The sequence below is a fragment of the Brevundimonas sp. genome (assembly GCF_041648115.1).
Lineage (GTDB): Bacteria > Pseudomonadota > Alphaproteobacteria > Caulobacterales > Caulobacteraceae > Brevundimonas.
Window position 1 is genome coordinate 133,952 of the sequence record NZ_JBAZPR010000010.1, and the last position, 25,942, is coordinate 159,893.

At 67.4% G+C, this 25,942-nt stretch carries 27 protein-coding genes and 1 tRNA gene; 11 read left to right on the top strand and 17 right to left on the bottom strand.

Features of this window, described 5'->3' with window-relative positions; genetic code table 11:
• Positions 1-17: 17 nt before the first annotated feature.
• The 4 genes from WC597_RS10875 to WC597_RS10890 all read left to right on the top strand — a co-directional run bounded on the left by WC597_RS10875 (position 18) and on the right by WC597_RS10890 (position 3,948).
• Positions 18-602: an SH3 domain-containing protein gene (locus WC597_RS10875; protein ID WP_372693326.1), complete on the top strand. Its 585-nt coding sequence runs from the start codon at positions 18-20 to the stop codon at positions 600-602.
• A gap of 69 nt (positions 603-671) precedes the next feature.
• Positions 672-1,205 carry a 3-hydroxyacyl-[acyl-carrier-protein] dehydratase FabA gene (gene fabA, locus WC597_RS10880; protein WP_372693327.1) on the top strand — a complete coding sequence of 178 codons (534 nt, stop codon included), beginning with the start codon at positions 672-674 and terminating at the stop codon, positions 1,203-1,205.
• A 66-nt stretch (positions 1,206-1,271) separates the two neighbouring features.
• Entirely contained in the window at positions 1,272-2,489 is a 1,218-nt protein-coding gene (fabB, locus tag WC597_RS10885; protein ID WP_372693328.1) for a beta-ketoacyl-ACP synthase I, read from the top strand.
• 415 nt (positions 2,490-2,904) lie between these two features.
• Complete coding sequence (locus WC597_RS10890; protein ID WP_372693329.1) at positions 2,905-3,948, top strand: aspartate-semialdehyde dehydrogenase; 1,044 nt, start codon at positions 2,905-2,907, stop codon at positions 3,946-3,948.
• 18 nt (positions 3,949-3,966) lie between these two features.
• On the opposite strand, the gene truA is transcribed toward WC597_RS10890, so the two are convergent.
• The 9 genes from truA to WC597_RS10935 all read right to left on the bottom strand — a co-directional run bounded on the left by truA (position 3,967) and on the right by WC597_RS10935 (position 11,140).
• Positions 3,967-4,710, bottom strand: coding sequence for a tRNA pseudouridine(38-40) synthase TruA (gene truA, locus WC597_RS10895; protein ID WP_372693330.1), 744 nt, complete (start codon positions 4,708-4,710; stop codon positions 3,967-3,969).
• Positions 4,710-5,633 (bottom strand): methionyl-tRNA formyltransferase, encoded by a 924-nt coding sequence (fmt, locus tag WC597_RS10900; protein WP_372693331.1) that lies wholly within the window; start codon positions 5,631-5,633, stop codon positions 4,710-4,712. Before fmt ends, truA begins: the two co-directional genes overlap by 1 nt.
• A gap of 96 nt (positions 5,634-5,729) precedes the next feature.
• Positions 5,730-6,008, bottom strand: a complete 279-nt coding sequence (locus WC597_RS10905) for a hypothetical protein (RefSeq protein WP_236547456.1) — start codon at positions 6,006-6,008, stop codon at positions 5,730-5,732.
• The gene (gene def / locus WC597_RS10910; protein ID WP_372693332.1) at positions 6,008-6,586 is read right to left on the bottom strand and encodes a peptide deformylase; all 579 of its coding nucleotides are present in this window, start codon (positions 6,584-6,586) and stop codon (positions 6,008-6,010) included. Before def ends, WC597_RS10905 begins: the two co-directional genes overlap by 1 nt.
• 60 nt (positions 6,587-6,646) lie before the next feature.
• Positions 6,647-7,048, bottom strand: coding sequence for an acyl-CoA thioesterase (locus WC597_RS10915; RefSeq protein ID WP_372693333.1), 402 nt, complete (start codon positions 7,046-7,048; stop codon positions 6,647-6,649).
• Between the two features lie 34 nt (positions 7,049-7,082).
• Positions 7,083-7,655 carry a hypothetical protein gene (locus WC597_RS10920; protein WP_372693334.1) on the bottom strand — a complete coding sequence of 191 codons (573 nt, stop codon included), beginning with the start codon at positions 7,653-7,655 and terminating at the stop codon, positions 7,083-7,085.
• Between the two features lie 4 nt (positions 7,656-7,659).
• Positions 7,660-8,832 (bottom strand): polysaccharide biosynthesis/export family protein, encoded by a 1,173-nt coding sequence (locus tag WC597_RS10925; RefSeq protein ID WP_372693335.1) that lies wholly within the window; start codon positions 8,830-8,832, stop codon positions 7,660-7,662.
• Positions 8,833-8,892: 60 nt separating this feature from the next.
• Positions 8,893-10,146, bottom strand: coding sequence for a glycosyltransferase family 4 protein (locus WC597_RS10930; RefSeq protein WP_372693336.1), 1,254 nt, complete (start codon positions 10,144-10,146; stop codon positions 8,893-8,895).
• A 1-nt stretch (position 10,147) separates the two neighbouring features.
• Positions 10,148-11,140, bottom strand: coding sequence for an SIS domain-containing protein (locus tag WC597_RS10935; RefSeq protein ID WP_372693337.1), 993 nt, complete (start codon positions 11,138-11,140; stop codon positions 10,148-10,150).
• A 167-nt stretch (positions 11,141-11,307) separates the two neighbouring features.
• On the opposite strand from WC597_RS10935, the gene otsB reads away from it, so the two are divergent.
• From otsB to WC597_RS10950, 3 genes are read left to right on the top strand one after another with little or no spacing between them, the layout of a single operon-like run.
• Positions 11,308-12,066: a trehalose-phosphatase gene (gene otsB / locus WC597_RS10940; RefSeq protein WP_372693338.1), complete on the top strand. Its 759-nt coding sequence runs from the start codon at positions 11,308-11,310 to the stop codon at positions 12,064-12,066.
• Positions 12,067-12,070: 4 nt separating this feature from the next.
• Positions 12,071-13,855: a glycoside hydrolase family 15 protein gene (locus WC597_RS10945; RefSeq protein WP_372693339.1), complete on the top strand. Its 1,785-nt coding sequence runs from the start codon at positions 12,071-12,073 to the stop codon at positions 13,853-13,855.
• Positions 13,856-13,897: 42 nt separating this feature from the next.
• Positions 13,898-15,310 (top strand): trehalose-6-phosphate synthase, encoded by a 1,413-nt coding sequence (locus WC597_RS10950; protein ID WP_372693340.1) that lies wholly within the window; start codon positions 13,898-13,900, stop codon positions 15,308-15,310.
• A 3-nt stretch (positions 15,311-15,313) separates the two neighbouring features.
• Here the strand turns inward: WC597_RS10950 and WC597_RS10955 are convergent, their stop codons facing one another.
• The 6 genes from WC597_RS10955 to WC597_RS10980 all read right to left on the bottom strand — a co-directional run bounded on the left by WC597_RS10955 (position 15,314) and on the right by WC597_RS10980 (position 21,325).
• On the bottom strand, positions 15,314-16,288 hold the full coding sequence (locus tag WC597_RS10955; RefSeq protein WP_372693341.1) for an esterase-like activity of phytase family protein: 975 nt from the start codon (positions 16,286-16,288) through the stop codon (positions 15,314-15,316).
• Positions 16,285-18,168: a cobaltochelatase subunit CobT gene (cobT, locus tag WC597_RS10960; RefSeq protein WP_372693342.1), complete on the bottom strand. Its 1,884-nt coding sequence runs from the start codon at positions 18,166-18,168 to the stop codon at positions 16,285-16,287. The genes WC597_RS10955 and cobT overlap by 4 nt, the downstream gene beginning before the upstream one ends.
• Positions 18,169-18,209: 41 nt before the next feature.
• Complete coding sequence (locus tag WC597_RS10965; protein WP_372693343.1) at positions 18,210-19,436, bottom strand: DUF418 domain-containing protein; 1,227 nt, start codon at positions 19,434-19,436, stop codon at positions 18,210-18,212.
• Between the two features lie 43 nt (positions 19,437-19,479).
• Positions 19,480-20,037 (bottom strand): phthalate transporter, encoded by a 558-nt coding sequence (locus WC597_RS10970; RefSeq protein WP_372693344.1) that lies wholly within the window; start codon positions 20,035-20,037, stop codon positions 19,480-19,482.
• Positions 20,034-20,915, bottom strand: a complete 882-nt coding sequence (locus tag WC597_RS10975) for a 3-hydroxybutyryl-CoA dehydrogenase (protein ID WP_372693345.1) — start codon at positions 20,913-20,915, stop codon at positions 20,034-20,036. Before WC597_RS10975 ends, WC597_RS10970 begins: the two co-directional genes overlap by 4 nt.
• 104 nt (positions 20,916-21,019) lie before the next feature.
• The gene (locus tag WC597_RS10980) at positions 21,020-21,325 is read right to left on the bottom strand and encodes a YggT family protein (protein WP_159848518.1); all 306 of its coding nucleotides are present in this window, start codon (positions 21,323-21,325) and stop codon (positions 21,020-21,022) included.
• Between the two features lie 162 nt (positions 21,326-21,487).
• Between WC597_RS10980 and WC597_RS10985 the strand changes: the two genes are divergently transcribed.
• The 3 genes from WC597_RS10985 (at position 21,488) to WC597_RS10995 (ending at position 23,534) form a co-directional block, all read left to right on the top strand.
• Positions 21,488-21,563: transfer RNA gene (locus tag WC597_RS10985), tRNA-Ala, on the top strand.
• A 190-nt stretch (positions 21,564-21,753) separates the two neighbouring features.
• Positions 21,754-23,043 carry a serine hydrolase domain-containing protein gene (locus tag WC597_RS10990; protein WP_372693346.1) on the top strand — a complete coding sequence of 430 codons (1,290 nt, stop codon included), beginning with the start codon at positions 21,754-21,756 and terminating at the stop codon, positions 23,041-23,043.
• Positions 23,040-23,534 carry a MarR family winged helix-turn-helix transcriptional regulator gene (locus tag WC597_RS10995; protein ID WP_372693347.1) on the top strand — a complete coding sequence of 165 codons (495 nt, stop codon included), beginning with the start codon at positions 23,040-23,042 and terminating at the stop codon, positions 23,532-23,534. The genes WC597_RS10990 and WC597_RS10995 overlap by 4 nt, the downstream gene beginning before the upstream one ends.
• 16 nt (positions 23,535-23,550) lie before the next feature.
• On the opposite strand, the gene WC597_RS11000 is transcribed toward WC597_RS10995, so the two are convergent.
• Complete coding sequence (locus WC597_RS11000) at positions 23,551-23,928, bottom strand: hypothetical protein (protein ID WP_372693348.1); 378 nt, start codon at positions 23,926-23,928, stop codon at positions 23,551-23,553.
• 141 nt (positions 23,929-24,069) lie between these two features.
• Between WC597_RS11000 and WC597_RS11005 the strand changes: the two genes are divergently transcribed.
• Positions 24,070-24,861 carry an SDR family oxidoreductase gene (locus WC597_RS11005; protein ID WP_372693349.1) on the top strand — a complete coding sequence of 264 codons (792 nt, stop codon included), beginning with the start codon at positions 24,070-24,072 and terminating at the stop codon, positions 24,859-24,861.
• Here WC597_RS11005 and WC597_RS11010 read toward each other — a convergent pair.
• Complete coding sequence (locus tag WC597_RS11010) at positions 24,848-25,849, bottom strand: retroviral-like aspartic protease family protein (RefSeq protein ID WP_372693350.1); 1,002 nt, start codon at positions 25,847-25,849, stop codon at positions 24,848-24,850. The two genes, WC597_RS11005 and WC597_RS11010, sit on opposite strands and share 14 nt — an antisense overlap.
• Positions 25,850-25,942: the final 93 nt, after the last annotated feature.

Sequence of the window (25,942 nt, forward strand, 5' to 3'; positions counted from 1 at the left end):
ACGGGTCGTTCCATTCAGTGTCTAGCAAAGCAGCCGCCATCTTCCAAAGCCTGCGACGCCGCATCGCCATCGTTCTCGCCGTCACTTCGGCTTTTGGGGGCCTGGGCGTGATGGCCAGCGCGGGCGCCACCATGCCTGACGGGCGGCCCACGCCCACGGGGCTTGAGGTGCCGCGCTGGATTTCGCTGAAGTCCTCGCATGTCCGCGCCCGTCAGGGGCCGGGGCTGGATTATCCGATCCTGTGGGAATATCGCGCCGCCGGCCTGCCGGTTCAGGTGATCGCCGAGACGACCGAATGGCGCAAGATCTGCGATCCCGACGGCGCCGTGGCCTGGATCCACCGCACGGTGTCGTCGGGCCGGCGCTATGTCTTCAACACCACCGCACAGGAAGTGCCGATCCGGTCGGGCCGATCCGAAACGGCCTCGGTGCGGGCGCGTCTGTTGCCGCGCGCCCTGGTGTCGCTGGACGAATGCGAAGAGGGTTGGTGTAAGGTCCGGGCGCGGCGACTGGGAGGCTGGGTGGCGCAGCGGGCGGTGTTCGGAACCCAGGAACGGGCGCTGTGCAACGCCAATCGGCCGGCCGGCACGGGCCGCAACTGAAGCCCTGCTGTTGAGCGAAGCGGCGCGGTCGTGTAACCCGCGCGCAACGCCTTAAGAAACGGAAGCGCCTTGACCCAGTCCCAATATCCTTCGTCCTTCGATCATGAGGCCCTGCTGGCCTCGGGCCGCGGCGAACTGTTCGGTCCCGGCAACGCTCAGCTGCCCGCCCCGCCGATGCTGATGTTCGACCGCATCACGACGATCAACGCGGACGGCGGCGAGCACGGCAAGGGCTATGTCGAGGCGGAACTCGACATCAATCCCGAGCTCTGGTTCTTCCAGTGCCATTTCATCGGCGACCCCGTCATGCCCGGTTGCCTGGGCCTGGACGCCATGTGGCAGCTGGTCGGCTTCTACCTGGGCTGGATCGGCGGACCCGGCAAAGGCCGCGCCCTGGGCGTCGGCGAGGTCAAGTTCACCGGCCAGGTCACGCCGGACATCAAGAAGGTGGTCTACAAGATCAACCTGAAGCGCGTTATCAACCGCAAACTGGTCATGGGCATCGCCGACGGCGTGCTGGAGGCCGACGGCCAGGTCATCTACACCTGCAACGACATGCGGGTCGGCCTGTTCGGCGCCAAGGATGAGGCGGCGGGCGCTTAAGCCCCTATATAACCGCGAACAAGGCGGACGGTCTTCGGACCAGGAAGCATTCGAGAAGGAAACACCATGCGTCGTGTCGTCGTCACCGGCCTGGGCATCGTCTCCTCCATCGGCCACGGCGCCGAAGAGGTCACCCAGTCCCTGCGCGAAGCCCGTTCGGGCGTCGTCCATGCCCCCGATCACGCCAAATACGGCTTCCGCAGCCAGGTGTGGGCCCCGCCCAAGATCGGTCCGTGGGAGGAGCTGGTGGACCGTCGCGCCGCCCGCTTCCTGGCCAACGGCACGGCCTGGGCGCACATCGCTTTCGAAGAGGCGCTGAAATCGTCGGGCATGACGGCCGACGAGATCAAGGACGACCGCATCGGCCTGATCGTCGGCGAAGGCGGTCCCTCGACCCAGGTCATCCTGCAGGCCGCCGCCACGACGGTGGAGCGCGGCTCGCCCAAGCGCATCGGCCCGTTCGCGGTGCCCAAGGCCATGGCGTCCGGCCCCTCGGCGGTGCTGTCGACCTGGTTCCAGATGCGCGGCATCAACTATTCGATCAGCTCGGCCTGTGCGACGTCGGCCCACTGCATCGGCGCCGGGGTCGAACAGATCCAGTGGGGCAAGCAGGACGTGGTCTTCGCCGGCGGCTGCGAGGACATCGACTGGTCCATGTCGAACATGTTCGACGCCATGGGCGCCATGTCGTCCGACTTCAACGACAACCCGTCGGTCGCCTCGCGCGCCTATGACGTCGCCCGCGACGGCTTCGTCATCGCCGGCGGCGCCGGCATCGTGGTGCTGGAAGAATACGAGCGGGCCAAGGCGCGCGGCGCGACCATCTATGCCGAAGTCACCGGATACGGCGCCAACGCCGACGGTCACGACATGGTCGCCCCGTCGGGCGAGGGCGCCCAGCGCTGCATGAAGATCGCGCTGGAACAGGCCGGCAATCCCCGGATCGATTACCTCAACCCGCACGGCACCTCGACCCCGGTCGGCGATTCAAAGGAGATGGAGGCCGTGCGCGCCGTCTTCGGTGACCAGATGCCGATGATCTCCTCGACCAAGTCGCTGACGGGCCACTCGCTCGGCGCCGCGGGCGCGCAGGAAGCCATCTACTGCCTGCTGATGATGCAGAACGGCTTCGCCGCCGAGAGCGCCCATATCGAAAATCTCGATCCGGCGTTCGAGGGCATGCCGATCCTGCGTCAGCGCCACGAAGGCGAACTGACCCACGTCATGTCCAACAGCTTCGGCTTCGGCGGAACGAACGGCACGCTGATCCTGTCGAAGGTCTGAGGCCCGCTTACCCTCGCCCCCGTCATCCTCGGGCTTGACCCGAGGACCGTGTGGTGATCGGGCTGTGCGCTGGGATCAGGCGCAGCGCGGCGGAACCTCCGATCCTCGGGTCAAGCCCGAGGATGACGACGGGGTTGGATTGGCGACTTATTGCGCGATTGAGGCGTTGAAGCTTCCAGTCATAACGATTCTTTCGCCAACGCCAGTTTACACGACCGATTCTCGTCCTTAGAGAGCGTCGCCGTGTCCATGCTCATGACCAAAACGATTACCACGAAAACCACCGGCTTCGGCGGGGCGGTTTCGGGTGTTCGCAAGGTCTGAAGCGCCGAACCCCGATCCCAAGCCCCGCCGATGCGCGGGGCGGTCGATCCGGCTGAACCCCGCGCCTCCATCCTTCCAGGAGACGCCTTCCATGTCCTTTTCCCCGTCCAATCCGCCCCACGTCGGCATCGTCGGCGCCACCGGCCTCGTCGGCGAGATGATGCGCGGCCTGCTGGCCGAGCGGAACTTCCCGCTGGCCTCGCTGCGCCTGTTCGCATCGGCCCGGTCAGCGGGCAAGACTGTCCGCTTCGGCGAGACCGATGTCGTGGTCGAGGATGCGGCGACGGCCGATTACGCCGGTCTGGACATCGTCTTCTTCTCGGCCGGCGGCGACACGTCCAAGGCCCTGGCGCCCAGGGTGGCGGCGGCCGGCGCGGTGGTGATCGACAATTCCTCGGCCTGGCGCAACGACCCCGAGGTGCCGCTGGTGGTCGCCGAGGTGAACCCCCACGCCCTGGCCAACCTGCCCAAGGGGATCATCGCCAACCCCAACTGCACCACCATGGCGGCCATGCCGGTGCTGAAGCCTCTGCACGACGCGGCGGGCCTGAAGCGTCTGACCGTCTCGACCTATCAGGCTGTGTCGGGCGGCGGGATCGAGGGCATTCGCGTGCTGGAGGATCAGTCGCGCGCCGCCGTCGGCAAGGGGGCGGATCTGGCCCGTGACGGATCAGCCGCCGACTTCGGCACGCCCGAGAAGTGGGTGGTGCCGATCGCCGCCAATGTGGTGGCCTTGAACTACACCCTGAGTGAGGACGGCTATACCGACGAGGAGCTGAAGCTGCGCGACGAGAGCCGCAAGATTCTGGAGATCCCCGGCCTGCCTGTGTCCGGCACCTGCGTGCGTGTGCCAGTCTTCACCGGCCATTCGCTATCCATCAATGTCGAGTTCGAGCGTCCGCTGTCGGCGGCCCAGGCGCTGGAGCTGTTGGGCCAGGCGCCGGGCGTGGTGGTGACGGCTGTGCCCAATCCGCTGGACGCGACAGGCAAGGATCCGGTCTTCGTCGGTCGCGTCCGCCCCGATCCGACCGTCGAACACGGCCTGGCCCTGTTCGTCTCCAACGACAATCTGCGCAAGGGCGCGGCCCTGAACGCGGTCCAGATCGCCGAGGTTCTGGTGCAGCAGCGCGGCTGATGGATCGCCAGGCGGGGTTCAGTCGTAGCGCACGCCGCTGAGATAGAGCCCCGCCGAGGGGGCGACGGGGCCGCATTTTGCGCGGTCCTTCGCCTCCAGCGCCGACTTCACATCATGGGCGGTCCAGCGGCCCAGGCCGACCTCAACCAGGGTGCCAGCCATCGACCGGACCTGGCGGTGCAGGAAGCTGCGCGCCTGGAAGACCAGATGTACCTCCTCGCCGAAACGCGAGACGCGGGCCACGTCCAGCGTCCGAACCGGCGACCTGGACTGACAGCCCACGTCGCGGAAGGTGGTGAAGTCGTGATGGCCGACCAGCACCTGGGCCGCGTGGTGCATGGCCTCGGCGTCCAGGCTCTTCTTGACGTGCCAGACCCGGTCGCGCTCCAAAACGGGTTGAGGCCGGCGGTTCAGGATGCGGTAGAGATAGCCCCGGCCGGTGGCCGAGAACCGGGCGTGCCAGTCGGGATCGGGCGCATAGTCCGCCGACAGGACGCAGACATCCTGTTTGATCAGATGGGCGTTCATCGCGTTCAGCACCGTATCGACGGGCCAGTCGCGCTCCAGATCGGCGTGGATGACCTGGGCCGTTGCATGGACGCCGGTGTCGGTGCGGCCGGCGGCGGCGATGCGGATCCGCTCGCCCGAGAAGGCGTGGATGGCGGCCTCCAGCGCGCCCTGCACCGTCGGCTGGCCGTCCTGGGCCTGGAAGCCGTTGTAGGCCGTGCCGTCGTATTCGATCGTCAGCTTGTAGCGCGGCATCAGCCGAGCACGGTCCCGGCCGGCAGGGCGAAGCCGCGCAGCATCTCGTCGGCCGATTGCGCCGCCTTGCCCTCGCGCTGGACGCGGATCAGGCGCACGGCGCCGGTCCCGCAGGCCACGGTCAGGGCGTCGTCCAAGGTTTCGCCCGCCGCGCCCGATCCGTCCGCCAGGGCCGACAGTAGGGCTTTCACGCGCACAGGCCCCGTCTCTGACGGCGCTTCGAACCAGGCGCCGGGGAAGGGCGACAGGCCGCGGATATGGGCGTCCACCTCGGCGGCGGGACGGGTCCAGTCGATCCGGGCCTCGGCCGGGGTGATCTTTTTGGCGTAGGTTGGCTCGCCGACCTGCTCCGACGGCGTGACGCTGCCGCGCTCGATGGCGGCCAGCGCGCGGGGCCACAGGCCGGCGCCGACATGGGACATGCGCTCTGACAGGGTCGCGGCCGTGTCGTCGGCGCGGATATCCATCAGTTCGGTCAACAGGATGGGGCCTTCGTCCAGGCCGACGCCCATCTGCATGATCTGGACGCCGGTCTGGGCGTCGCCGGCCATGATGGCGCGCTGGATCGGCGCCGCGCCGCGCCAGCGAGGCAGCAGCGATCCATGCAGGTTGAAACAGCCCAGGCGGGGCGCATCCAGCACCTCGGCCTTGAGGATCTGGCCATAGGCGACAACGCAGGCGGCGTCGAGGTCCAGGCTCTGGAAGGCGGCGATGGCGTCCTGGGCCTTCATGCTGTCGGGCGTGAAGACGGGCAGGCCCATGGTCTCGGCGAAGGCGTGAACCGGCGACGGCGTCAGCTTCTGGCCCCGGCCCTTGGGGCGTGGAGGCTGCGAATAGACGGCGACGATCTCGTGGCCCGAAGCGATAAGCTCGGCCAGAGACGCAACGGCGAAATCGGGGGTTCCCATAAAGGCAAGGCGCATGGGCAGGCCTTTAGAGCATGATCGTTTCGGACGGAACCGCAATGCGGTTCAGGCCGGAGCGTGAATCATGCTCTTCAAGAAGGCGGTTTAGGCCGCCTACTGCCAGCGGGTGAAGACGCCGCCGCCCTCGTCCCATTCGCCGCCAGCGTCCAGGGCGTCGTCGAAATCTAGCAGCTTGTCCAGCAGAAGGCCCGCCACCACGCCCAGCAGGGCCACGCCGGCCAGGGTCGCGACACCGGCGACGCCGATCTTCTGGCTGCGGGTCAGACGACGGCGGCCCGAGGAATCGATGATCAGCGATCGGCCGCGCGGAATGGACGGTGCGATGCGGCGTGCGGCGCGTTCGATACGTTCGGGGCGGACGATCTTGGTCATCAGGCGGCGATCCTGTCGCGGGCGGCCTTCTTGACCTTGGTCACGGCGCGATCCCGCTTGAGACGCGACAGATGGTCGATGAAGAGCACGCCGTTAAGGTGGTCCATCTCGTGCTGGATGCAGACAGCGTAGAGGCCTTCGGCCTCTTCCTCCACCGACTGACCGTCACGGTTCAGATAGCGAATGCGGACGCGGGCCGGGCGTTCCACCTTGTCGAAATACTCGGGGATCGACAGGCAGCCCTCCTCGTAGGTGTAGAGTTCGTCTGAGGTCCACAGGATTTCGGGGTTGGCGAAAAAGCGCGGGTTCTTGCGGGCTTCGAACGCCTCGGGGGTGTCCTCTTCCTCGGTTTCGGGGATCGTGCCGTCGCGATCGCCAAGGTCCATGACGATGACCCGGTCCAGGGCGCCAATCTGCACGGCGGCCAGGCCGATGCCGGGTGCGTCGTACATGGTCTCCAGCATGTCATCCATCAGGGCGCGAACGGCGTCGTCCACCGTCGTGACGGGCGTTGAAACCTGCTTCAGGATCGCCAGGTCGGCGGGGATGTCGATGGTGAGGATACGTCGGATGGCCATGGCCGGGACGTAGGCCCGACCCGGCCCAAGGTCAAGATTTGCGCCTATTCCTTGCCGGCCCTATTCCTTGCCGGGAAGGGCGCGGGGTTTGCGGTGTTCGTCGATGGCGACATAGGTGAAGACGCCCTGGGTCACCCGCACCGAAGCGGCCTGGGGTTGGCCCCGTGCGCGCTTCCAGGCCTCCACGTGGACGCGGATCGAGGTGCGGCCCGAGCCGATGACGTGGGCGTAGATGCTGACCTCGTCGCCGACGGAGACCGGTTGATGGAAGACCATGCCGTCCAGCGCCACGGTCGCGCAGCGTCCGCAGGCCAGTTCGAACGCCGGGGTCGCGCCCGCCAGATCCATCTGGGCCAGCAACCAGCCGCCGAAGATGTCGCCCTCGGGGTTGGTGTCGGCAGGCATGGCGATGATGCGGCCGACGGGCTGATATTCGGGCGGGTGTTCGGGGGTGTCGGACATGGAAGAGGGCCTGCTGTTCGGGGAAGCGGGGTCTCTAGCGCGGCTTTGGCGGCTTGTCGCCTTTGAGCGATCTTGTCCGGGCCGGCACAGACAGCGTCAGACGGCAGTTTCGCACGGCCTGAGCATCGCGCAATGCGCGCCAGGCGGCGCCCAGCTCCATCGCCGTCAGCAGATGATCCTGGGTCAGGATTTCGCGCCGGGAGTTTCGCAATGCGGCCACATCGCCCAACAGACGGGCGGCGGCCCGGAGATCTTCGCGCTCTGACTGTGCGCCCAGATCCTGAAGTCGGGCGAACCGCCAACCCTGTTCCGGCGGATATTCCAAAGTCAGGGCGAACCGCTGTTCCGGCGCAAGGTCGTCGGACAGAAAGGTCCAGTCCGCACTGTCGGGGGCGCGGCGATAGTGACCACGCTGCGTCGGCAGGCCGGCGCTGGCGTAGATGTCGAGCGCGCCGGCCTCGACCTCGTCGAGCGCCAGGCTGAGGGCGTCGGGCGCGGCGGGTTCGAGGTCGGCGGGGCGTTCGAACGGATCGTTGTGATCGTCGGCAGGCGCAGTCTTGGTCCTGCGTGAAAACAGACCCGAAAGCAGCGCCCGCCGTTTGTCCATGACGTCAGTTGGTGTTGAGCGCGCTGGTCACCGACACGTCATAGACGACGCGGGTCAGGCTCTGAACGACCTCGAAGAATTTCCGCATTTCGGCGGCGCCGGCCAGGGGCACATAGATCACGTCTTCCGGCATGACCTGCATGTTGGTGGCGGCGAAGACATTGGCGGCGTCGCTGAAGTCCAGTTGATAGACGACAGGCACGCCCCGTGGAGTGGCGGGCTGGCTGATGCCCAGGGCCTGGGCCACCTCGGGCCGTTCGAAGCGGAAGATCAGCACCCGGCGGGCGTTGGCGGTGTTGGTGTTCAGACCGCCGACCTTGGACATGGCGCCGGTCAGGGTCATGGGGCCGGCCGGCATCTCGACCTGGGCCACGGCGTTCAGGCCGCCGAAGGTCGAGAAGCGGCGGGGCTTGTACTGGACGTTGACCACGTCGCCGCGTTGCAGGCGGACGTTCTCGCCGAACTCGGTCGTCACGGCCGACAGGGGGGCGGTGTAGGTCCGGCCTTCGCGCTGGATCGAGATGGTCAGGTCGTCGGTGGTGCGGGCCGAGCCGCCCGCCGCCGCGATGACGTCCAGAATGCGGTTGCTGTTGACGCCCAGGGGCGCGCGACCCGGTTGGCGCACGTCGCCCAGGACATTGACGGTGTTGGAGGCGTTGCCGGCGATCGACACCAGCACCTGCGGATTGCCGACCTTGCCGACCAACGAGCGCCGGATCGCCGACGCCGCCTGGGTCGAGGTCAGGCCCTGGACGCGAACCTGTCCGCCGAACGGAATCATCACCGAGCCGCTGCGATCGACGGTGGCGCCAGGCAGGGCCTGGTTGCCGCCGGACAGGGTCGTATTCGTGCGGCTGGACGACGACCCAGACACCAGGGATCCGCCGAACAGTGAACCCGACGGATCGAAGATCGAGATGGCCAGCGTATCGCCTTCACCGATCACATCGGCCGGTTGATCGCTGGACCCCGCGGCCAGGGTGCCGAAGAATTGCGGCGGCACCTGTTTCATCCGCTCGGTGACCTCATAGGTCAGCGGGACAAGGGCGTAGCTGCCCAGGGCCGAGGCGGTCGTAGCGCCGGCATTGACCGAGGCGCCCGACGGCCCGTCGCGCGGCAGAGTGGAGCAGCCGCCCAGAATGGCGACGATGGCAAGCGGCAGGATGGTGCGCGTCATGAAGCTGGTTAGCCCTTGTTCGCGGATTGATTACAAGCCTTTGAGCGCGCTCGCCAGAGGCTAGGCGTGTTCAAGGCCGATGGCGTCGGCGACGATGCGGAAATGCCCCGGCCAGTCGGGCGCGACATAGGTTGGCGGCGGGGGCGGCGCTGCCTGCGTCGCGCGCTCGATGGCGGCCAGCCAGCCCAGGCCGTCCAATGGGTCAATCAACTCGGCGCTCGGTGTCAGCTCGCGATGCGGCGCGATGTCGGAGGCGATCAGGGACAGGCCCATGGCGCAGGCCTCGACCGCCGGCAGGTCGAACCCCTCGACGGATGACGGCGCCAGCACCGCACGCGCGCCTCGCATCAGCCGAGCCAGAACGGCGTCGGACAGGTTGGAGGCCTGATGCACCACGCCCTGAAGATTGGGCGAGCGTTGCAGGTGGTCCAGCACGGCCTCGTTTTCCCAGCCGTAGCGACCGACCAGCACAAGCGAGGGGGTCTTGTCGCCGAGCCGCTCTTCCAGTCGGCGCCACAAGGTCAGCAGCAGGGCCAGGTTCTTGCGCGCCTCAATGGTGCCGACGTGGACGAAATAGGGGCGGGGCGCCGTGACGGCGTCGCCCGCGACGAAGGCCGGCTCCAGCCCCAGGTGGGCGACGTGGACAGGCGGCAGGGGCAGGCCCTCGCGCCCCGCGAAGGCGTGCAGTTCCTCGCCCGTATAGGCCGAGTTGACGATGATCCGGCTGGCGTGACGCAGGGTGTTGGCGACGCGGGCGTGGTGTTTCTCGCCGTCGCCAGGGCGGCAGAACTCGGGATGGGTCACGGGGATCAGGTCATGGATCAGAACGACCCGCTCGATTCCGGCCGCCTCAAGATCCTGAAGCGCAGCCGGATCGTGCAGGGTGGTGTGGCCTACGGTCAAATAGAGGTCGGCGTCCGGCAGGGGCGCCACGTGGCGCGAGCGGAAGAACTGCTTCAGCACGCGAGCCTTGTCGGCGGGCTTCTCTTGAACGAGCGCCGGGGGCGCGCCCAGAACCGATTCAGTCGGACGCGTCTCTGCGGTCAAAGCCGCAAGCAGTCGCTGTTCGTGCGCCAGGTCCGCGGGCGCGCTGGCGGCGCCATTCCACTTGGCGCGGAGATCGGTGACGAAACGCCGAAACCAACCGATCTCGACGGTGACCAGTCGGTTCTTGCGCCCGCGCACCGGAATGGTCGTCACGTTCGGCGAGGCCAGCAGCCATTCGGCATAGGCCAGACAGACCCGGTCCACGCCGGTCGGGGCGGAGCGGTCGGCCCGGCTCATCAGCCGGCTGGCGTCGTAGAGGATACGCATTTCAGGCGACGTAACCGGCCTGCATCAGTTCGGCGATGTGGACGATGGCGGTGGGGCGTCCGTCCTCGACCACGAACAGGTTGGCGATCTTGTTGGCGCTCAGCAGATCGACGACATCGCTCATGCGGGCGTCAGGATCGACCGTAATCGGGTTGGCGCCCATGATGTCTGCCGCCGTCAGATTGGTGGTGTCGCGCTGGAAGGCGCGGCGCAGGTCGCCGTCGGTGACGATGCCCGCCAGGGCTCCGTCGTGGGTCAGCACGGCCACGGCGCCCTTTCGACCCTCGGTGATGGCCGAGACGACCTCGCCGAACCCGGCGTTCAGCGGGACGCTGGCCGGGACGGCGGCGTTGTCGCCCATCCATTCGCGCACGCTCTGCAGGCTCATGCCCAGGGCGCCGCCGGGGTGGTGCAGGCCGAAGTCCATCGCCGTGAACTCGCGACGGTCCATCAGCACCATGGCCAGCGCATCGCCCAGGGCCAGGGCCATCAGGGTCGAGGTCGTCGGCGCCAGGCCGTTGGGGCAGGCCTCGGCGACGCTGGGCATGGTCAGGCAGACGGCGGCGTTGCGGCCCAGGAAGCTGGCGGGACGCTGGGTGATGGCGATGACGGGGATGCCGTTGCGCTGGCAATAGATCAGCGGATCGCGCAGTTCGCGACTCTCACCAGAGTTGGACAGCGCCAGTAGGGTCACGTCGGGGCGCAGCATGCCCAGGTCGCCATGGCTCATTTCGGCAGGGTGGACGAAGAAGGCGTTGGTGCCGGTCGAGGCCAGGGTCGCGGCGATCTTGTTGCCGATATGGCCCGACTTGCCCATGCCGGTGACGACCACATAGCCCGGTCGGCTCATGATCACATCGACCGCGCGAGCCATCGAGACGTCGATCGAACGCTCCAGCGCCTCCAGCGCCTCTATGTTCAACCGGACGACCTCGCGTGCGCGATCGGTCATGACGGCGATGTCTTCGGGGGTCGAGTGAACGATCTCGGTCATGCTGTGACGGCCCGCAACCGGGCTCTCCTTCTTTAGACGTGCGCGATCCGCCGTGACTGCTTTGCGCGCGCCGCCTCCCTTTCAGACGACTTTGTCGGTTTCGGGTCAACCTTTGCCGCATTGGCGCGTTACGGTGACGGGGAAGCCAACAAGAGAACCGATCGTCAATGCCGTCTCACGCCGGAGCCGCCGCGCTATTGCTCCCATCACCGCCCGTCGTCGCCGACGGGATCGCCCTGTTCCTGGACATGGACGGCGTCTTGGCGCCGATGGCGCCGACGCCGGGCGCCGTCGTGCCGACCCCTCGCCGCACTGCGGCGCTGAAGGCGGTCGAGGCGCGGCTGTCGGGCCGCGTCGCCATTGTCAGCGGCCGCACCATCGCCGAGATCGACCGTATCTCGGACCACGCGCTGGTGTCTGGCTCGGGCGTGCATGGGCTGGAGCGGCGGCTGAAGGACGGCTCGATCGAGCGCAAGGCCGCCGACGCGGGCGTCGCCCAGGCGATGGAGGCCTTCGAGGAATTCGCCGCCGACCGGCCGGGCGTGATCGTCGAGGACAAGGGCGTCTCGGTCGGCCTGCACTATCGTCAGGCGCCGGACGAGGCTGGCGCCGCCAAGGGCCTGGCCGCCGAGCTTCAGGCCGAGACGGGGCTGACCCTTCAGCCCGGCCATATGGTGTTGGAACTGAAGACACCGGGCGCCGACAAGGGCACGGCCGTCACCGCCTTCATGCAGGAGACGCCGTTCAAGGGCGCGGTCCCGGTCATGCTGGGCGACGACCTGACCGACGAATACGGGTTCGAGGCGGCGGCGGCGCTTGGCGGCTATGGCGTGCTGGTTGGACCAGAGCGCGAGACGGCGGCGCGTTACCGCCTGGACGATGTCGACGCCGTACTGACCTGGCTTGAAGCCGTAGCGAAGGCCTGAACCGATGAAGCCCAATCTGGACCTCTTTCCCATCGGCAACTGCGGCGTCAGCGCCCTGATCGACCGTCAGGGCCGCTTCGTCTGGGCCTGCGCGCCGCGCGTGGACGGCGACCCTGTCTTTTCCGCCCTGATGGATGGCGAGACGCCCGAGCACGGCTTCTGGGCCATCGAGATGGAGGGGATGAAATCGATCGAGCAGGCCTATGTTCGCAACACGCCGGTGCTGCGCACGGTGATGACGGCCGAGGACGGTTCGAGCGCAGAGATCATCGACTTCGCCCCGCGCCATCCCAAACATGCCCGCACCTATCGCCCGCTGGCTTTCGCGAGGATCGTGCGGCCGCTGTCGGGCACGCCGCGCATTCGCGTGCGGTTGCGACCCTCGACGGACTGGGGCGCGCGACCGGCGCCCTATACCTCCGGCTCCAACCACATCCGCTATATGTGCGCCGACGTCACCTTCCGCCTGACGACCGATTGTCCGGTGTCGCATGTGCTGGAGGAAAGGGTGTTCCGGCTTGAGCGGCCCCACGCCTTCTTCCTGGGGCCGGACGAGGGCTATGACCAGGATGTCGGTCACGGGGTGCAGGGCGCGCTGGACCGGACGGTGGCCTATTGGCAGGACTGGGTGCGCAAACTCTATCTGCCGCTGGACTATCAGGAGGCGGTGATCCGCGCGGCGATCACACTGAAGCTGTGCGCCTATGAAGAGACCGGCGCCATCGTCGCCGCCATGACGACCTCGGTGCCCGAGTTCAAGGAGAGCGGGCGCAACTGGGACTATCGCTACTGCTGGATCCGCGACGCCTATTACACGGTGCGGGCGCTGAATCGCCTGGGCGCGGTGGACATCCTTGAGAACTACCTGGTCTATCTGAGGAACCTGGTCGACGATTCCGCCGGAGGTCACGTCCAGCCGGTCTATGGCGTGGGTCTTGAGCCTGGCATCGGCGAGAGCATCGTCGATACGGTCGCGGGCTATCGCGGCATGAAGCCGGTGCGGATCGGCAATCAGGCGCACGAGCATCTGCAACATGACGTGTACGGACAGATCGTCCTTCCGCTGGTTCAGGCCTTCTATGACGCGCGCCTGCTGCGTCCTGGCACGCTCGAAGATTTCCATGCGCTGGAGACCATCGGCGAGCGGGCCTTCGCCATGCACGATCAGACCGACGCCGGCCTGTGGGAGTTCCGCACCATTGCGAGGGTCCACACCTATTCCTCCGTCATGTGCTGGGCCGCCTGCGACCGTCTGGCCAAGGCGGCGGACCATCTGGGCCTGCCGGATCGGGGCGAGTTCTGGCGCGAGCGGGCAGGGATCATTCGCGAGAGGATCGAGGCCGAAGCCTATCTGCCGGACGAGGGGCGGTTCGCCGCCAGCTTCGGCGGGCGTGAACTGGACGCCTCCCTGTTGCAGATGACCGATCTGGGCTTCCTGGAGGCGCACGATCCGCGTCAGGTCGCCACCTTCGACGCCATCGAACGCGATCTGAAGAAGGGTCCGTTCCTGTTCCGCTATGTCGAGCCGGACGACTTCGGCGAGCCGGAGACCGCCTTCAACTTCTGCACCTTCTGGTTCATCGAGGCCCTGCATCAGAACGGCCGGATCGAGGAGGCGCGCACCATTTTCGAGGAGATGTTGAGCCGTCGCACGGCCGCAGGTCTGTTGAGCGAGGACATCTCGATCGACGACGGCGAGCTGTGGGGCAACTATCCGCAGACCTATTCCCTGGTCGGCATCATCAATTGCGCCGTGCTGTTGAGCCGTTCGTGGACCGATGTGCGTTAATGTTCGGGCCCCGGGGCTGGGGTCGCCGTCTGAAGTGAAGTCATGAGCCGCCTTATCGTCGTTTCCAACCGGGTCTCCGCCCCGACCGACCCTGCCGCAGGGTCCGCCGGCGGCCTGGCCATGGCCCTGTCCGCCGCCTTGCGAAAATACGACGGTCTGTGGTTCGGCTGGTCCGGCGAGACGATCGAACACTATACCGGCGAGGTGAAGATCGAGGACCGGGCCGGCGTCACCGTCGGCCTGGTCGATTTGGAAGCGCAGGATGTCGACGAATACTACAATGGCTATGCCAACAAGACGCTGTGGCCGCTGTTCCACCACCGCATCGACCTGGCCCAGTACGAGCGGTCCTATGGCGAAGGTTACGAGCGGGTGAACCGCCGCTTCGCCGAGGTGCTGGCGCCGTTGATCCAGCCCGACGACATGATCTGGATCCACGACTATCACATGATCCCGATGGCGCGGGACCTGCGTCGCCTGGGGATCAGGAACCGGATCGGCTTTTTCCTGCATACGCCGTGGCCGGCGCGGCAGTTGCTGGTGACCCTGCCGCATCACCGGCGGCTGGTGGAATCCATGTTCGACTTCGACCTGATCGGTTTCCACACCCAGGAATGGAGCGACCTGTTCACCGACTATGTGGTCTCGGAGGCCCAGGGCGAACTGGACGGGACCGGCGGGCTGGAGTGTTTCGGACGCAAGGTCCAGACGGGCGTCTTCCCCATCGGCATCGATGTGGACGGCTTCCTGGCGGCGCGGAACTCGACCCTGGGCGCGCGGACCTATGACCGGATGGCGGCGTCCTCGGCCTTCCGGTCGATGATGGTGGGTGTGGACCGACTGGACTATTCCAAGGGGCTGGAGGAGCGGCTGCTCGGCTATGAGCAGTTCCTCCAGGACAACGCTTCGATGCGGGGCGAGGTCTTCCTGTTGCAGGTCACGCCGATCTCGCGCGACGATGTCGACAGCTACCAGGATATTCGCGCGCGGCTTGACGCCCTGGCGGGGCGGATCAACGGCGCGTTCGGCGACATGGACTGGCAGCCGATCCGCTATCTGAACCGCACCTATCGCCGGGATCAGCTGGCCGGCATCTATCGCGCGGCGCGGGTCGGTCTGGTGACGCCCTTGCGCGACGGCATGAACCTGGTGGCCAAGGAATATGTCTGCGCCCAGAACCCCGACGATCCGGGCGTGCTGATTCTGTCGCGCTTCGCCGGCGCGGCCGAGCAGATGGGCGAGGCCTTGCTTGTCAATCCTTACAGCCGCGAGGAGCTGTCGGACGCCATCCAGAAGGCGCTGACCATGCCCTTGTCCGAGCGTATTCGGAAATGGGAGGCCCTGATGGAGGTGGTGCGCGCCACCGACGTGGGCATCTGGCGCGACGACTTCGTGCGCGCGCTACGCGCCGACGACACGACGGCCCAATCGACCCAGTGGGCCGGGGCCGCCTGAAGATCAGTCCAGGTCGAAGGCCAGCATCAGGGTGCGCTGGGCCGGATTGAAATTGTCGTCGGACAGGATGTACAGGCGCGTCTTGCCATGGCGCGTCTCGGCGGCGATGCCTTCGAAATTGTCGGTTGTGCCGGGCAGTTTCAGCTCGATCAGGATCGGACCCAGGGTTCCATCCGGGGCCATGCGGCGAACACGTGCCCGCATGTCGATGGGCGCACGGTACAGGCGCTGAACCACGAACCATCCGTCGCCGGACGGATCACGATCCAGACCGGTTGTGCGATATTCGCTGTCGGGAACGGGCGTCTCGGGCGGAGCGGTCACGACGGTGCATCGGGCCGCTGAACAGTTCCACACGCCGCCGGCCTCGCCAGAGACACGCCAGCCGTTGGGCGCGACGGCCAAGCCCTCCATCCCGTCGTTTTCGGTGAAGGCGAAGTCGGGCGCCCGCATCGGCGTCGGCCGGGTCTTGAGAGCCGATAGCGGGCCGTAGTTCCAGATCCGGTGCCGCCGTTCGAAACTGACCAGCAGATCGCCGGAGGGTGTGACAACCAGGCCCTCGGCGTCGCCGTCCTGCTTGTCGGAAATCGCGCGCCCGTCTTCCAGCGTCAGGCGGCGTGAACGGAAATGATCCAGGCCGATCAGCCGCCCGCCGGCGTCCAGGCGAATGTCGCCGCGCACCAGATCGCCGGCATCCGACACGGTGACGAAGCTGCCGTCGCCGGTCAGTTTCAGGTCCGAAAGGCTGTGCAGCGGCGAGGTCGGTGCGGCGAGGAGCTGCAGACCCCCAGCGAAATCCACGCCGTCCGCCAACTGCGCCCCGCCAGGCAGGCCCAGGCTGACGCTTCTCAGTTCCGCGACCTCCGGCGTCCAGCCGTCCGACGACAAGGGATAGGGCCGGGGCGCGCCGAGCGAGGCGGCGCAGGCCGTCAGCGACAGGGCGATCCAGATCGAGGCCAGACGGCCGAAACGGCTCATGCCGCCAGCTTTCGTCTGACCCGCCGCGTGGGACCGGCCGCGCCTTCATTCTCGAACAGTTCGGCCAGCTTCTCGGTCATGGCGCCCGCCAGCTGTTCAACGTCCACGATGGTCAGGGCCTTGCGATACCAGCGGGTCACGTCGTGGCCGATGCCGATGGCCAGCAGTTCGACGGGCGAGCGATCCTCGATCTCGGCGATGACCTGGCGCAGGTGCTTGTCCAGATACAGCGCCGCATTGGCCGACTGGGTCGAGTCGTCCACCGGCGAGCCGTCGGAAATGACCATCAGGATGCGGCGCTGCTCGGTGCGGGCCAGCAGGCGACTGTGCGCCCATTGCAGGGCCTCGCCGTCGATGTTTTCCTTCAGCAGACCCTCGCGCATCATCAGGCCGAGGTTCTTCTTGGCCCGGCGCCAGGGCGCGTCAGCGGCCTTGTAGATGATGTGGCGCAGGTCGTTCAGACGGCCCGGATTGGCGGGCTTGCCGGCGGTGATCCAGGCCTCGCGGCTCTGGCCGCCCTTCCAGGCGCGGGTGGTGAAGCCCAGGATCTCGACCTTGACGCCACAGCGCTCCAGGGTGCGCGCCAGGATGTCGGCGCAGACTGCCGCCACCATGATCGGCCGCCCGCGCATCGAGCCGGAGTTGTCCAGCAACAGGGTCACGACCGTATCGCGGAACGGGCTCTCGCTCTCGGCCTTGAACGATAAAGGAGCCGTCGGATCGGTGACGATCCGGGTCAGGCGGGCGGTGTCCAGCATCCCCTCTTCCAGATCGAAGACCCAGGAGCGGTTTTGCTGGGCCAGCAGGCGGCGTTGCAGCTTGTTGGCCAGGCGTGACACGACGCTGGACAGGATGGCCAGCTGGCCGTCCAGCAGGGCGCGCAGCCGGTCCAGCTCGACCGGGTCGCACAGGTCGGCGGCGTCCACCACCTCGTCGAAGGCGGTGGTGAAGACGCGGTAGAAATCGACCGCGCGGCCGTCGTCGGCCGTCTGCTGGCGGTTGGGCTGCTGGCCTTCCTGTAGCTCGGGGCCTTCGTCGGAGCCTTCGCCGTCGGGATCGGCGGGTGCGCCCTCGGGACGACTCTCGCGCTCTTCGTCCGACGACTGATCGTCGGCGTCGCCCTCCATCGACTGGGAGCCTTCGCCGCCGTCCTCTTCTTCCTCCTCGTCCTGATCGTCGTCGGCGGCCGGATCCTGGGGGTCGGGTTCCTCGTCGCCGGGATCTTCGGAAGTATCTTCGCCGCGACCGTCGCCGGGATCCAGATCCAGAGCGCGCAGCACCTCGCGCATCTTCAGCGCAAAGCCTTCCTGATCGCCCGCCGTGCCCGCCAGGGCGTCCAGCTTGGCGCCCGCCTTGGCCTCGATATTGGCGCGGACCAGATCCAGCATGGCCCTGGCGCCGTCGGGGGCGGGCCGTCCGGTCAGCCGCTCGCGCACCAGAAGCGCCACGGCCTCGGACACCGGCACGCGGTCGGCGTCATTGATCCGCAGGGCGCCGGTCTTTTCCAGCCGGGTGATCAGGGCGGCGCCCAAGTTGTCGCGCACCCCCACCAGATGTTCCGAGCCAAACGCCTCGACCCGCGCCTGCTCGACCGCGTCGAACACCTCGGCCGCCTTCGTATCCGCCGGCCGCATCCTGGCGTTCACCGCCCCATCGTGATTGGCCAGTCGCAGCGCCAGCCGGTCGGCCTGGCCGCGCAGAGAGGCGCTCTCGGGACCGGACGGATCGCGCGGCGGATGGGGCAGGGTCAGGACGCCGTTCGACAGCTTGGGCCCGTCGGATCCGAACATCACCTCCAGCTCGGGCTGTTCGGCCAACGCCCGCGCGGCATGACCCAGCGCGCGTTTGAAGGTTTCGGCGGGAGTATCCGGGGCGGCCATGGCCCTCAGTTAATCCCTTCGCGCCTGCGATAAAAGCGCCGTCAGCCGGGTTTCTGGATCGGCACCCGACGACCATAGGTCAGACAGCGCCAAACCCACTCCAGCGGCCCCATGCTGAACCGCGACAGCCACAGCGGCGACCAGACCAGTTGCAGCGCCCAGACGCCCAGCACCAGGCCCCACATCTGCACATAGTCCACCTGTCCGAACAGGCGCGGCCCCCACGGCATATAGAAGATCGAGGTCATGATCAGGGTCTGGGTCAGATAGTTGGTGAAGGCCATCTGCCCCACCGGCCGCAGCGCCGCCGTGATCCAGCCTAGGCCGCGCGTCGTCGCCAGGACGATCAGGCTGACATAGGCCAGGGTGACGAAGATCGGGAAGGAGGCGACGGCCTCCGCCAGGCCGCGCGTCGGGTGGGTTCCGGCCGGCGCCATGGCCTCGGCCCATTCTAGCACGCCCAGCAGGGCCAGCATCGCCCCGCCCACGCCGATCAGCGTCGCATAGACCCAGGTCGGCGCCCGGCCGCTGAACACGCCCGCCTTGAACAGGCCCATGCCCAGCATCATCAGAGCCACCGTCGAGAAGACGAACATCGTCAGGCTGGCCCCCTGCAGGAACAGCCAGCTCTGAAGGTTCTGGCCCATGGCCCCGGCCCAGCCGCTGCGATAGGCGGCGATGGCCTCGGCGACCATGGCGGCGGTGTATTGCGGCTCGCCTTGGCCCATGGCCTCGGTAACCACGGGCGGGCCGGCGACCATCATCCAGGTGGCAAGGGCCTGCATCGCGCCCAGCGCCAGGGTCACGCCCAGGCCGACGCCGATCAGCGTCCTGGCTCGCATCGACCGCATCAGCATCACGAACAAAGCCGACCAGGCGTAGAGCAGGAGAACATCGCCGTACCAGAAGGCCAGGCCGTGGATCAGGGCGATGATCGCCAGCCAGAACAGGCGTCGCCGCAACAGCCGCCCGCGCGCCGGGTCGCCGCGCTCGCCCCCCACCAGAAAGATCGAGGCGCCGAACAGCATGGAGAACAGGGTGATGAACTTCTGATGGAAGAAGACGTCCATCGTCCAGCGCGCCACGGCGTTGGCGCCCGTCACCGCGAACGGGCTCAGGCTCGCGTCGTCATAGACCATGAAGGGCAGGGCGAAGGAGACGACATTGACCGCCAGGATGCCCAGCACCGCCAGGCCCCGCATCACGTCCAGGCTGGCGATACGCGATGTCGGCTCGACGGGCGACAGGACGGGCGGGTCGATGGTCATGTGCGGATCCCCCAATCCCGCGAAGCGGCTTACGACGCCGTGCTCAGCCTTTCGGCATCAGCCCCAGTCGGTCCTTGACCACCGGTCGGGCTTCGAAGGCGATGAAGGCGGCGCACAGCCCGGCCCACAGGGCGTAGCTGACGCCCACGATCATGGCGATGGGCAGGCCGCCGACGCCGAAGATCAGCAGGGTCGTCTCGGTGGCGCCCAGGGCCTGCATGAAGTCGCCGGCCTCGATCCAGCCCATGACGCTCATGCCCAGAGCGACGACGATCTGCACCAGGGCCGCCGCCAGGCCGCCGTACATCATGAAGCGCCAGACCACGCCCAGCCGCGTGCCGGGGCGACCGTCGCGCTTGCGCTCGGTCAGGATGCGATACAGGGCCAGCGGCACGGTGATCAGGCCGATCAGCATCACAACCAGCCGCCAGTCCATGTCGCGTCCCGGCATGAAGGCATGGGGCCGCCAGAACGGCAGGGTCAGCCACAGTGGAGGCCAGGCCGCGCCCGCCAGACAGGCCAGGACCGGATACAGAGGCGCGGGCCGTGCGGCGATGGTCGCCTGACCCGGCAGGTCGGAATAGCTCTCGAACCGGCTCATCGTGTCGGCGCCGGCGTGTCGCCGGAATAGTCGTAGAAGCCGCGTTCGCTCTTGCGGCCCAGCCAGCCGGCCTCGACATATTTCACCAGCAGCGGGCAGGGGCGGTATTTGCTATCGGCCAGGCCGTCATACAGCACGTTCATGATGGCCAGGACGACATCCAGCCCCATGAAGTCCGCCAGTTCCAGCGGCCCCATCGGATGGTTGGCCCCCAGGCGCAGCGCCTTGTCGATCGAGGCGACGTCGCCCACCCCCTCGTACAGGGTGAAGATCGCCTCGTTCATCATCGGCACCAGGATGCGGTTGACGATGAAGGCGGGGAAGTCCTCGGCGTCCGTGGTCGTCTTGCCCAGGCTCTCGGCGAAGGCGACGGCGGCGGAATGGGTCTCGGCCGAGGTGGCGATGCCGCGCACGATCTCGACCAGTTTCATGATCGGCGCCGGCTTCATGAAGTGCAGGCCGACGAACCGATCCGGCCGGTCTGTCGAGGACGCCAGACGGGTGATCGAGATCGAGGAGGTGTTGGAGGCCAGCAGGGTCTGCGGCCCAAGGTGCGGCAGGACCTGCGCATAGATGGCCTTCTTGACCGCCTCGTCCTCCAGCGCAGCCTCGATGACCAGATCGGCGCCGACGACGGCGTCGGCCATCACGTCGCTGACGGCGATGCGGGCAAGGGCCGCGTCCGCGGCGGCCTGATCGATCAGGCCGCGCGCCACATGGCGAGACAGGCTGGCCGCGATCTCGCCCTGCGCCAGCGGCAGCCGGTCGGCGACGACGTCATAGAGCCGGACCGAATAGCCCCCGAGCGCCACCGCCTGGGCGATGCCTGCGCCCATCTGTCCGGCGCCCAGAATGGCGACTGTGGTGATCGTGGTCATGAACCGTGGTCGAAAGTGGTCGGGCGGGCACCTTTAGAAAGGAAGGCGCGCGGCGCAAGAGCGGATCGTCGCCCATGCGTCAGATTTCCGCCCGCCGTGTCGCCTCAGCCCAGCAGTTGGACCAGGGCCGGCGCCGCCGTGCGGTTGAACAGCACGCTGATGAACTGCAGCAGCAGGATCACCACGATGGGCGAGATGTCGATGCCGCCCAGGTTCGGGATGATGCGACGGAACGGCTCCAGCAGGGGCGCGGTGACCCGGTCAAGGAAGGTGCCCACCGAATAGACGAAGCGGTTGCGATAGTTGACGACATCGAACGCCACCAGCCAGCTCAATATGGCCTGGGCGATGATGAACCAGATCATCAGACTGATAATGGCGTTGATCAACCAGACGATCGCGTAGCCCATGAACCGTAACTCCTGCTTGGATCGGCGCTTCTAGCGTGTTCGCACCCCGTCCGACAACGGCCGTCTCCGACCTGCGCCGATTGCGCGCACAAGCCCGTTGACACCACGCCCGCCCGCCTTCTATGTCCGCCTCGCCTGTGAACCCGATCCCACGCTGGAAACGGGGCCGTAGCTCAGTTGGTAGAGCGCGTCGTTCGCAATGACGAGGTCAGGGGTTCGACTCCCCTCGGCTCCACCAGGCCCTCCAGATACATCATATAAAATCAATGTTTGCGGAAGGTGCGGGTCGTGTCATCCGCTCTGTCCCGAGTTTCGGGTCGTCCTGGGCGTTTCCAAGGCTGGCGTTTGCTTCAATGCACATTTATGTAGGTGCCTACATAAATGTTGGGGCGGTTTCGGTGGGTATTCGGATGACACGGCGAGGGGTGATGGGCGCGACAGCAGGGCTGGGCGTCTTGAGCTGGAGCGGCCTTGGTCGAGCAGGGGACGAAGGAGGCTCCATCGCCGCCCGTCTGGACGCCGCCGTGGAACAGGCGATCATAGATGCAGATTTCTCGGGCGTCCTGATGTTGAGGCGCGGCGACCAGGTCGTCTATCAGCGTGCGGTGGGCCAGGCGGAGCGCGTGTTCGGCGCGGCGAACCGTATTGACACCCGGTTCAACGTCGCCTCCATCGGCAAGATGTTCACCGCCACGGCGGTGCTGCGTCTTGTGGAGAAGGGTCGGATCGACCTGGACGCCCCGGTCATTCGCTATCTGCCCGACTATCCGAACCGCGCCGTCGCCGAACAGATCACCGCCCGCCAGCTGCTGTCGCACAGCTCAGGCGTGGGCAACTACTGGGAGTCGATCGCGAACAAGCCGTCCAAGGCCTTCGTAGAGACCCGCGACTTTCTGCCCCTGATCGCCGACCTGCCGCTGGAGTTCACGCCCGGCGAGCGGCTCGGCTATTCCAATGGCGGCTATGTGATCCTGGGCCTGATCGTCGAGGCCATGACCGGCGAGACCTACGCCGACCACATCGGGCGAACCATATTCGAGCCCCTTGGCATGAGCGGCAGCGGCGACTGGCCGCTCGATCTCGTCGTGCCGAACCGGGCCGACGGCTATGCCCGCGACGAAGCTGTTCCCGGCGCCTGGCGCAGCAATCTGTTCGTCAACCAGTTTCGGGGCAACTCGGCGGGTGGCGGCTATTCGACCGTAGAGGACCTGTCGATCTTCATCACCGCCCTGGGCGACGGCCGGCTCCTGTCGCCGCAGATGTACACAACGGCGACCAAAGGTCTGTTCGATCTGGGCCGCGCGCGTTACGGTCTGGGCTTCATGGAAGAGACCATCAACGGTCATCGCATGGTGGGCAACACCGGCGGCCATGTCGGCATCGCCGGCGAGGTCTGGCGTTACGAGGATCTGGGCTATACCTTCGCGATGCTCACCAATGGCGAGGTCGATGGCTACTGGGGCCTGAACGTTGCGGTGAAGGACATCCTGTGTGGACCCGGTCCTGCGACCGACGGTTATCATCTGGGCATGGCGATGACGGCGGCGGCGAGGGACGATAGCGTGGGGGCCGCCCGCGCCCTGTTCGACGCGAGGCCGCAGGGCCTGAAACCGCGCTCGGTCTTCGAGGTCGAGGCGGCGAAGGCTCGCCACCGCGGAAATGCGGCCGGCGCCGAGCGGATCATGCAGATCGCCGTCATCGTGGAGCCGCCCGAGTGACCGATCTGAAGGGCGGCCATGGCGCGACCATCGGCGCCCAACTGCGCCGCCTGTCGGAGCGGATCGACCGCGACGTCGGCCGTATCTATGCGCACCTGGGCATCACCTTCGAGCAGCGATGGTTCGGCGTCCTGAACCAGGTTGTCCAGAACGGTCCGATGACGGTCGGCGAACTCGCCGCCGCGCTACGCATCACCCACGTTTCGGTCAGCCAGTCACTGCGATCGCTGGAAGCGGCCGGTTATGTGCGGGCTCTGCCGGATCCACAGGACGCGCGGCGGCGTCGTCAGTCCCTGACCTCGGCAGGCGAGGCTCTGGTCGTCCGCCTGACCCCGCTGTGGCTCGCCATGAATCGCGAAGCCGAGGCCCTGAATCGCGAGGCTGACGACGTCGCCGAACATCTCGACCGCTTGGAACGAACCCTGGATGGCCGTTCACTGTTCGACCGGCTGACCGCTTCGGTCGAGGCCGATGACGCGCCTCAGGCATAGTCGAAACTGATCCACGTCACCGCAGCGCGATATACCCGCGCTCGATGATGCGGCGCAGGGCCTCGTAGGCTTCGGCGAGTTCATCATAGGCGGTGCGGGCGGCGGTCAGGCGGGCGACCTGATCAGGCGTCACGGCCGAGCCGGAGTGGGCCAGGCGCAGCGATTCCGCCACCCATTTGGCGCGGGCCGTGGCGGTCATGACCGCCAGCTTTTGTAGAGAGCCGGCGTCGACGCCGGTCAGGGCCTGGCCGATCACCTCCTTGTTGGCGATGTAGGCGGCGTAGTCGATCTGTTCTAGCTGGCCGCGCAGGCGGCGCTGTTCCTGGGGATCCGTGTCCTGCGGCTCGAAATGATCGCTGTGTCGGCGGATGCTCGACGTCATTTTGGTCGACATGGGCGAGCCCTCCCCGGCCTGTCCTGGCGGCTGATGGCGACCGCTTGGAGACGAAGGTGCGCCGCATCGGTTAACGCCGCGTTGCGTCAGGCGGGCAGGCGTCCGATATGCGGGGCTGGAAATCGAAGCCGGAGATCGACCATGGACCTGAAACTGGACCGCAAGCGCGCCCTGATCTGTGGCGGATCATCCGGCCTGGGCCGGGCCGTGGCGACGGCCCTGGTCGCCGAGGGCGCGCATGTCGCCCTGTTGTCGCGCGATGCGAAAAAGCTTCAGGCCGTGGCGGATGGGCTGAACGCGGCCGGGCCGGGCAAGGCGGTCGTGGTCACGGCGGACCTGGCCGATCACGCGGCGCTGCTGAAGGCGGCGGACCTGGCCGAAGAGCTGCTGGGCGGCCATATCGAGATACTGCTGAACAACACGGGCGGGCCGCCGCCGTCGGGGGTGTCGGGGCTGGAGCCGGCGGTGTGGCGCGATCATTTCGAATCGATGGTGCTGTCGATCTTCCGCCTGACGGACCGGGTGTTGCCGCGCATGCGGGCCGCCGGCTGGGGGCGAATCCTGAACGTCGCCTCGATCACGGTGGTGGAGCCGTCGGCGGCGCTGGGCGTGTCCAACACCCTGCGGGCCTCGGTCGCGGCCTGGGCCAAGACGCTGGCGAACGAGGTCGGACCGGACGGGGTGACGGTCAACACCCTGTTGCCGGGGCGGATCGACACGCCGCGCATCGAACGGCTGGACCAGGCGGCTGCCGAACGCACCGGCGTCACGCCGCAGGAGGCGCGGGCCGACTCCGTCAAGTCCATCCCCGTCGGCCGCATCGGCACGACCGAGGAGTTCGGCGCCACCGCCGCCTTCCTGGCCAGCCCGCTGGCGGCCTATGTCACCGGGTCGCTGATCCGGCTGGACGGTGGGGCGATCAAGGCGATCTGACCGCGCCGGCGGCTGAGGGACGCCTGCGCAGCACGCCGCCGAAGGCCACGCGGCTGCGACCGTAATCCAGGGTGATCCGGCTGAACCGGCTCAGGATGTCGGCGCCCAGCAACAGGGCCGGCTGGTCGATCAGGCCCATGACCTGAAACACATGCAGATCGGCGAACAGCAGCGGGGTCGGTCCCAGCGACCGCCCCGCCACCCCCATGGCCGGCGCCGTACCCGACAGGACCGTCGTTGCGCCGCCGACGATGCCGACCATGCGAACGGGCTGCGACGGATCGGTGGTCCGGCCGATCCCGGCCGCGCGCATCAGAGCCAGATTGCCGATGGAATATTGGGCGCCGCTGTCGATGAAGGCGGCGACCTCCACCCCCGCCACGTCGATCCGGGTCAGGATCAACTGGCCGAACCGACCGCGATGACCGGCGACGACGATGTCCTGCCGCCGGAGCCGCGTGCCGTCGGCGCTGGTGGTCATGGCGATGCTGGTCGAGCCCGAGGGCGACAGGGTGGCCTGCCGCGCGTTGACGTCCAGCGTCAGGCGAAAGCGCGACAGAAGATCGAGACCCAGCAGGCCGTCGGCGCTCAATGCATCGCGCGGAAAGACCGGCAGGATCAGGTCGGTGAAGCGTCGTCGCCCGATCTCGATCTGTGCGATCTCGACGGTGGGCGTGACCTCGGCTGCGGTGATGCCGTGCACGACGACCGGGCGGCCGGGCGGCAGGGCCAGAGCCTGCGCCAACTCGGCCGAGAGCGCGCTGCGTTCGGCGCCGGTGTCGATGACGAACACCTGCTGGGCGCCGTCGTTCAGACGCACCCCAACGCCCATCCGCGTCAGCAGGTTCTGCAAAAGCCGGACCTGATCGGGCGGCGGCTCCGACGGGGGAGCGGTCTGGGCGGAAAGAAACGGGACAGCCGCCAGCAGGCTCAGCGCCTCGCGCCGCGACGAAGTGCAGGAAGTCTGGTCGCCGAATGCAAGGCGCAACCGCCTGTCCTCCTCACGCCATGGCCGGGGCGATCAGGTTAGGCGCTTTCCGCCAAGGCGGTGCGACATATTCTTGTCGGTCCTGTGGTTCGG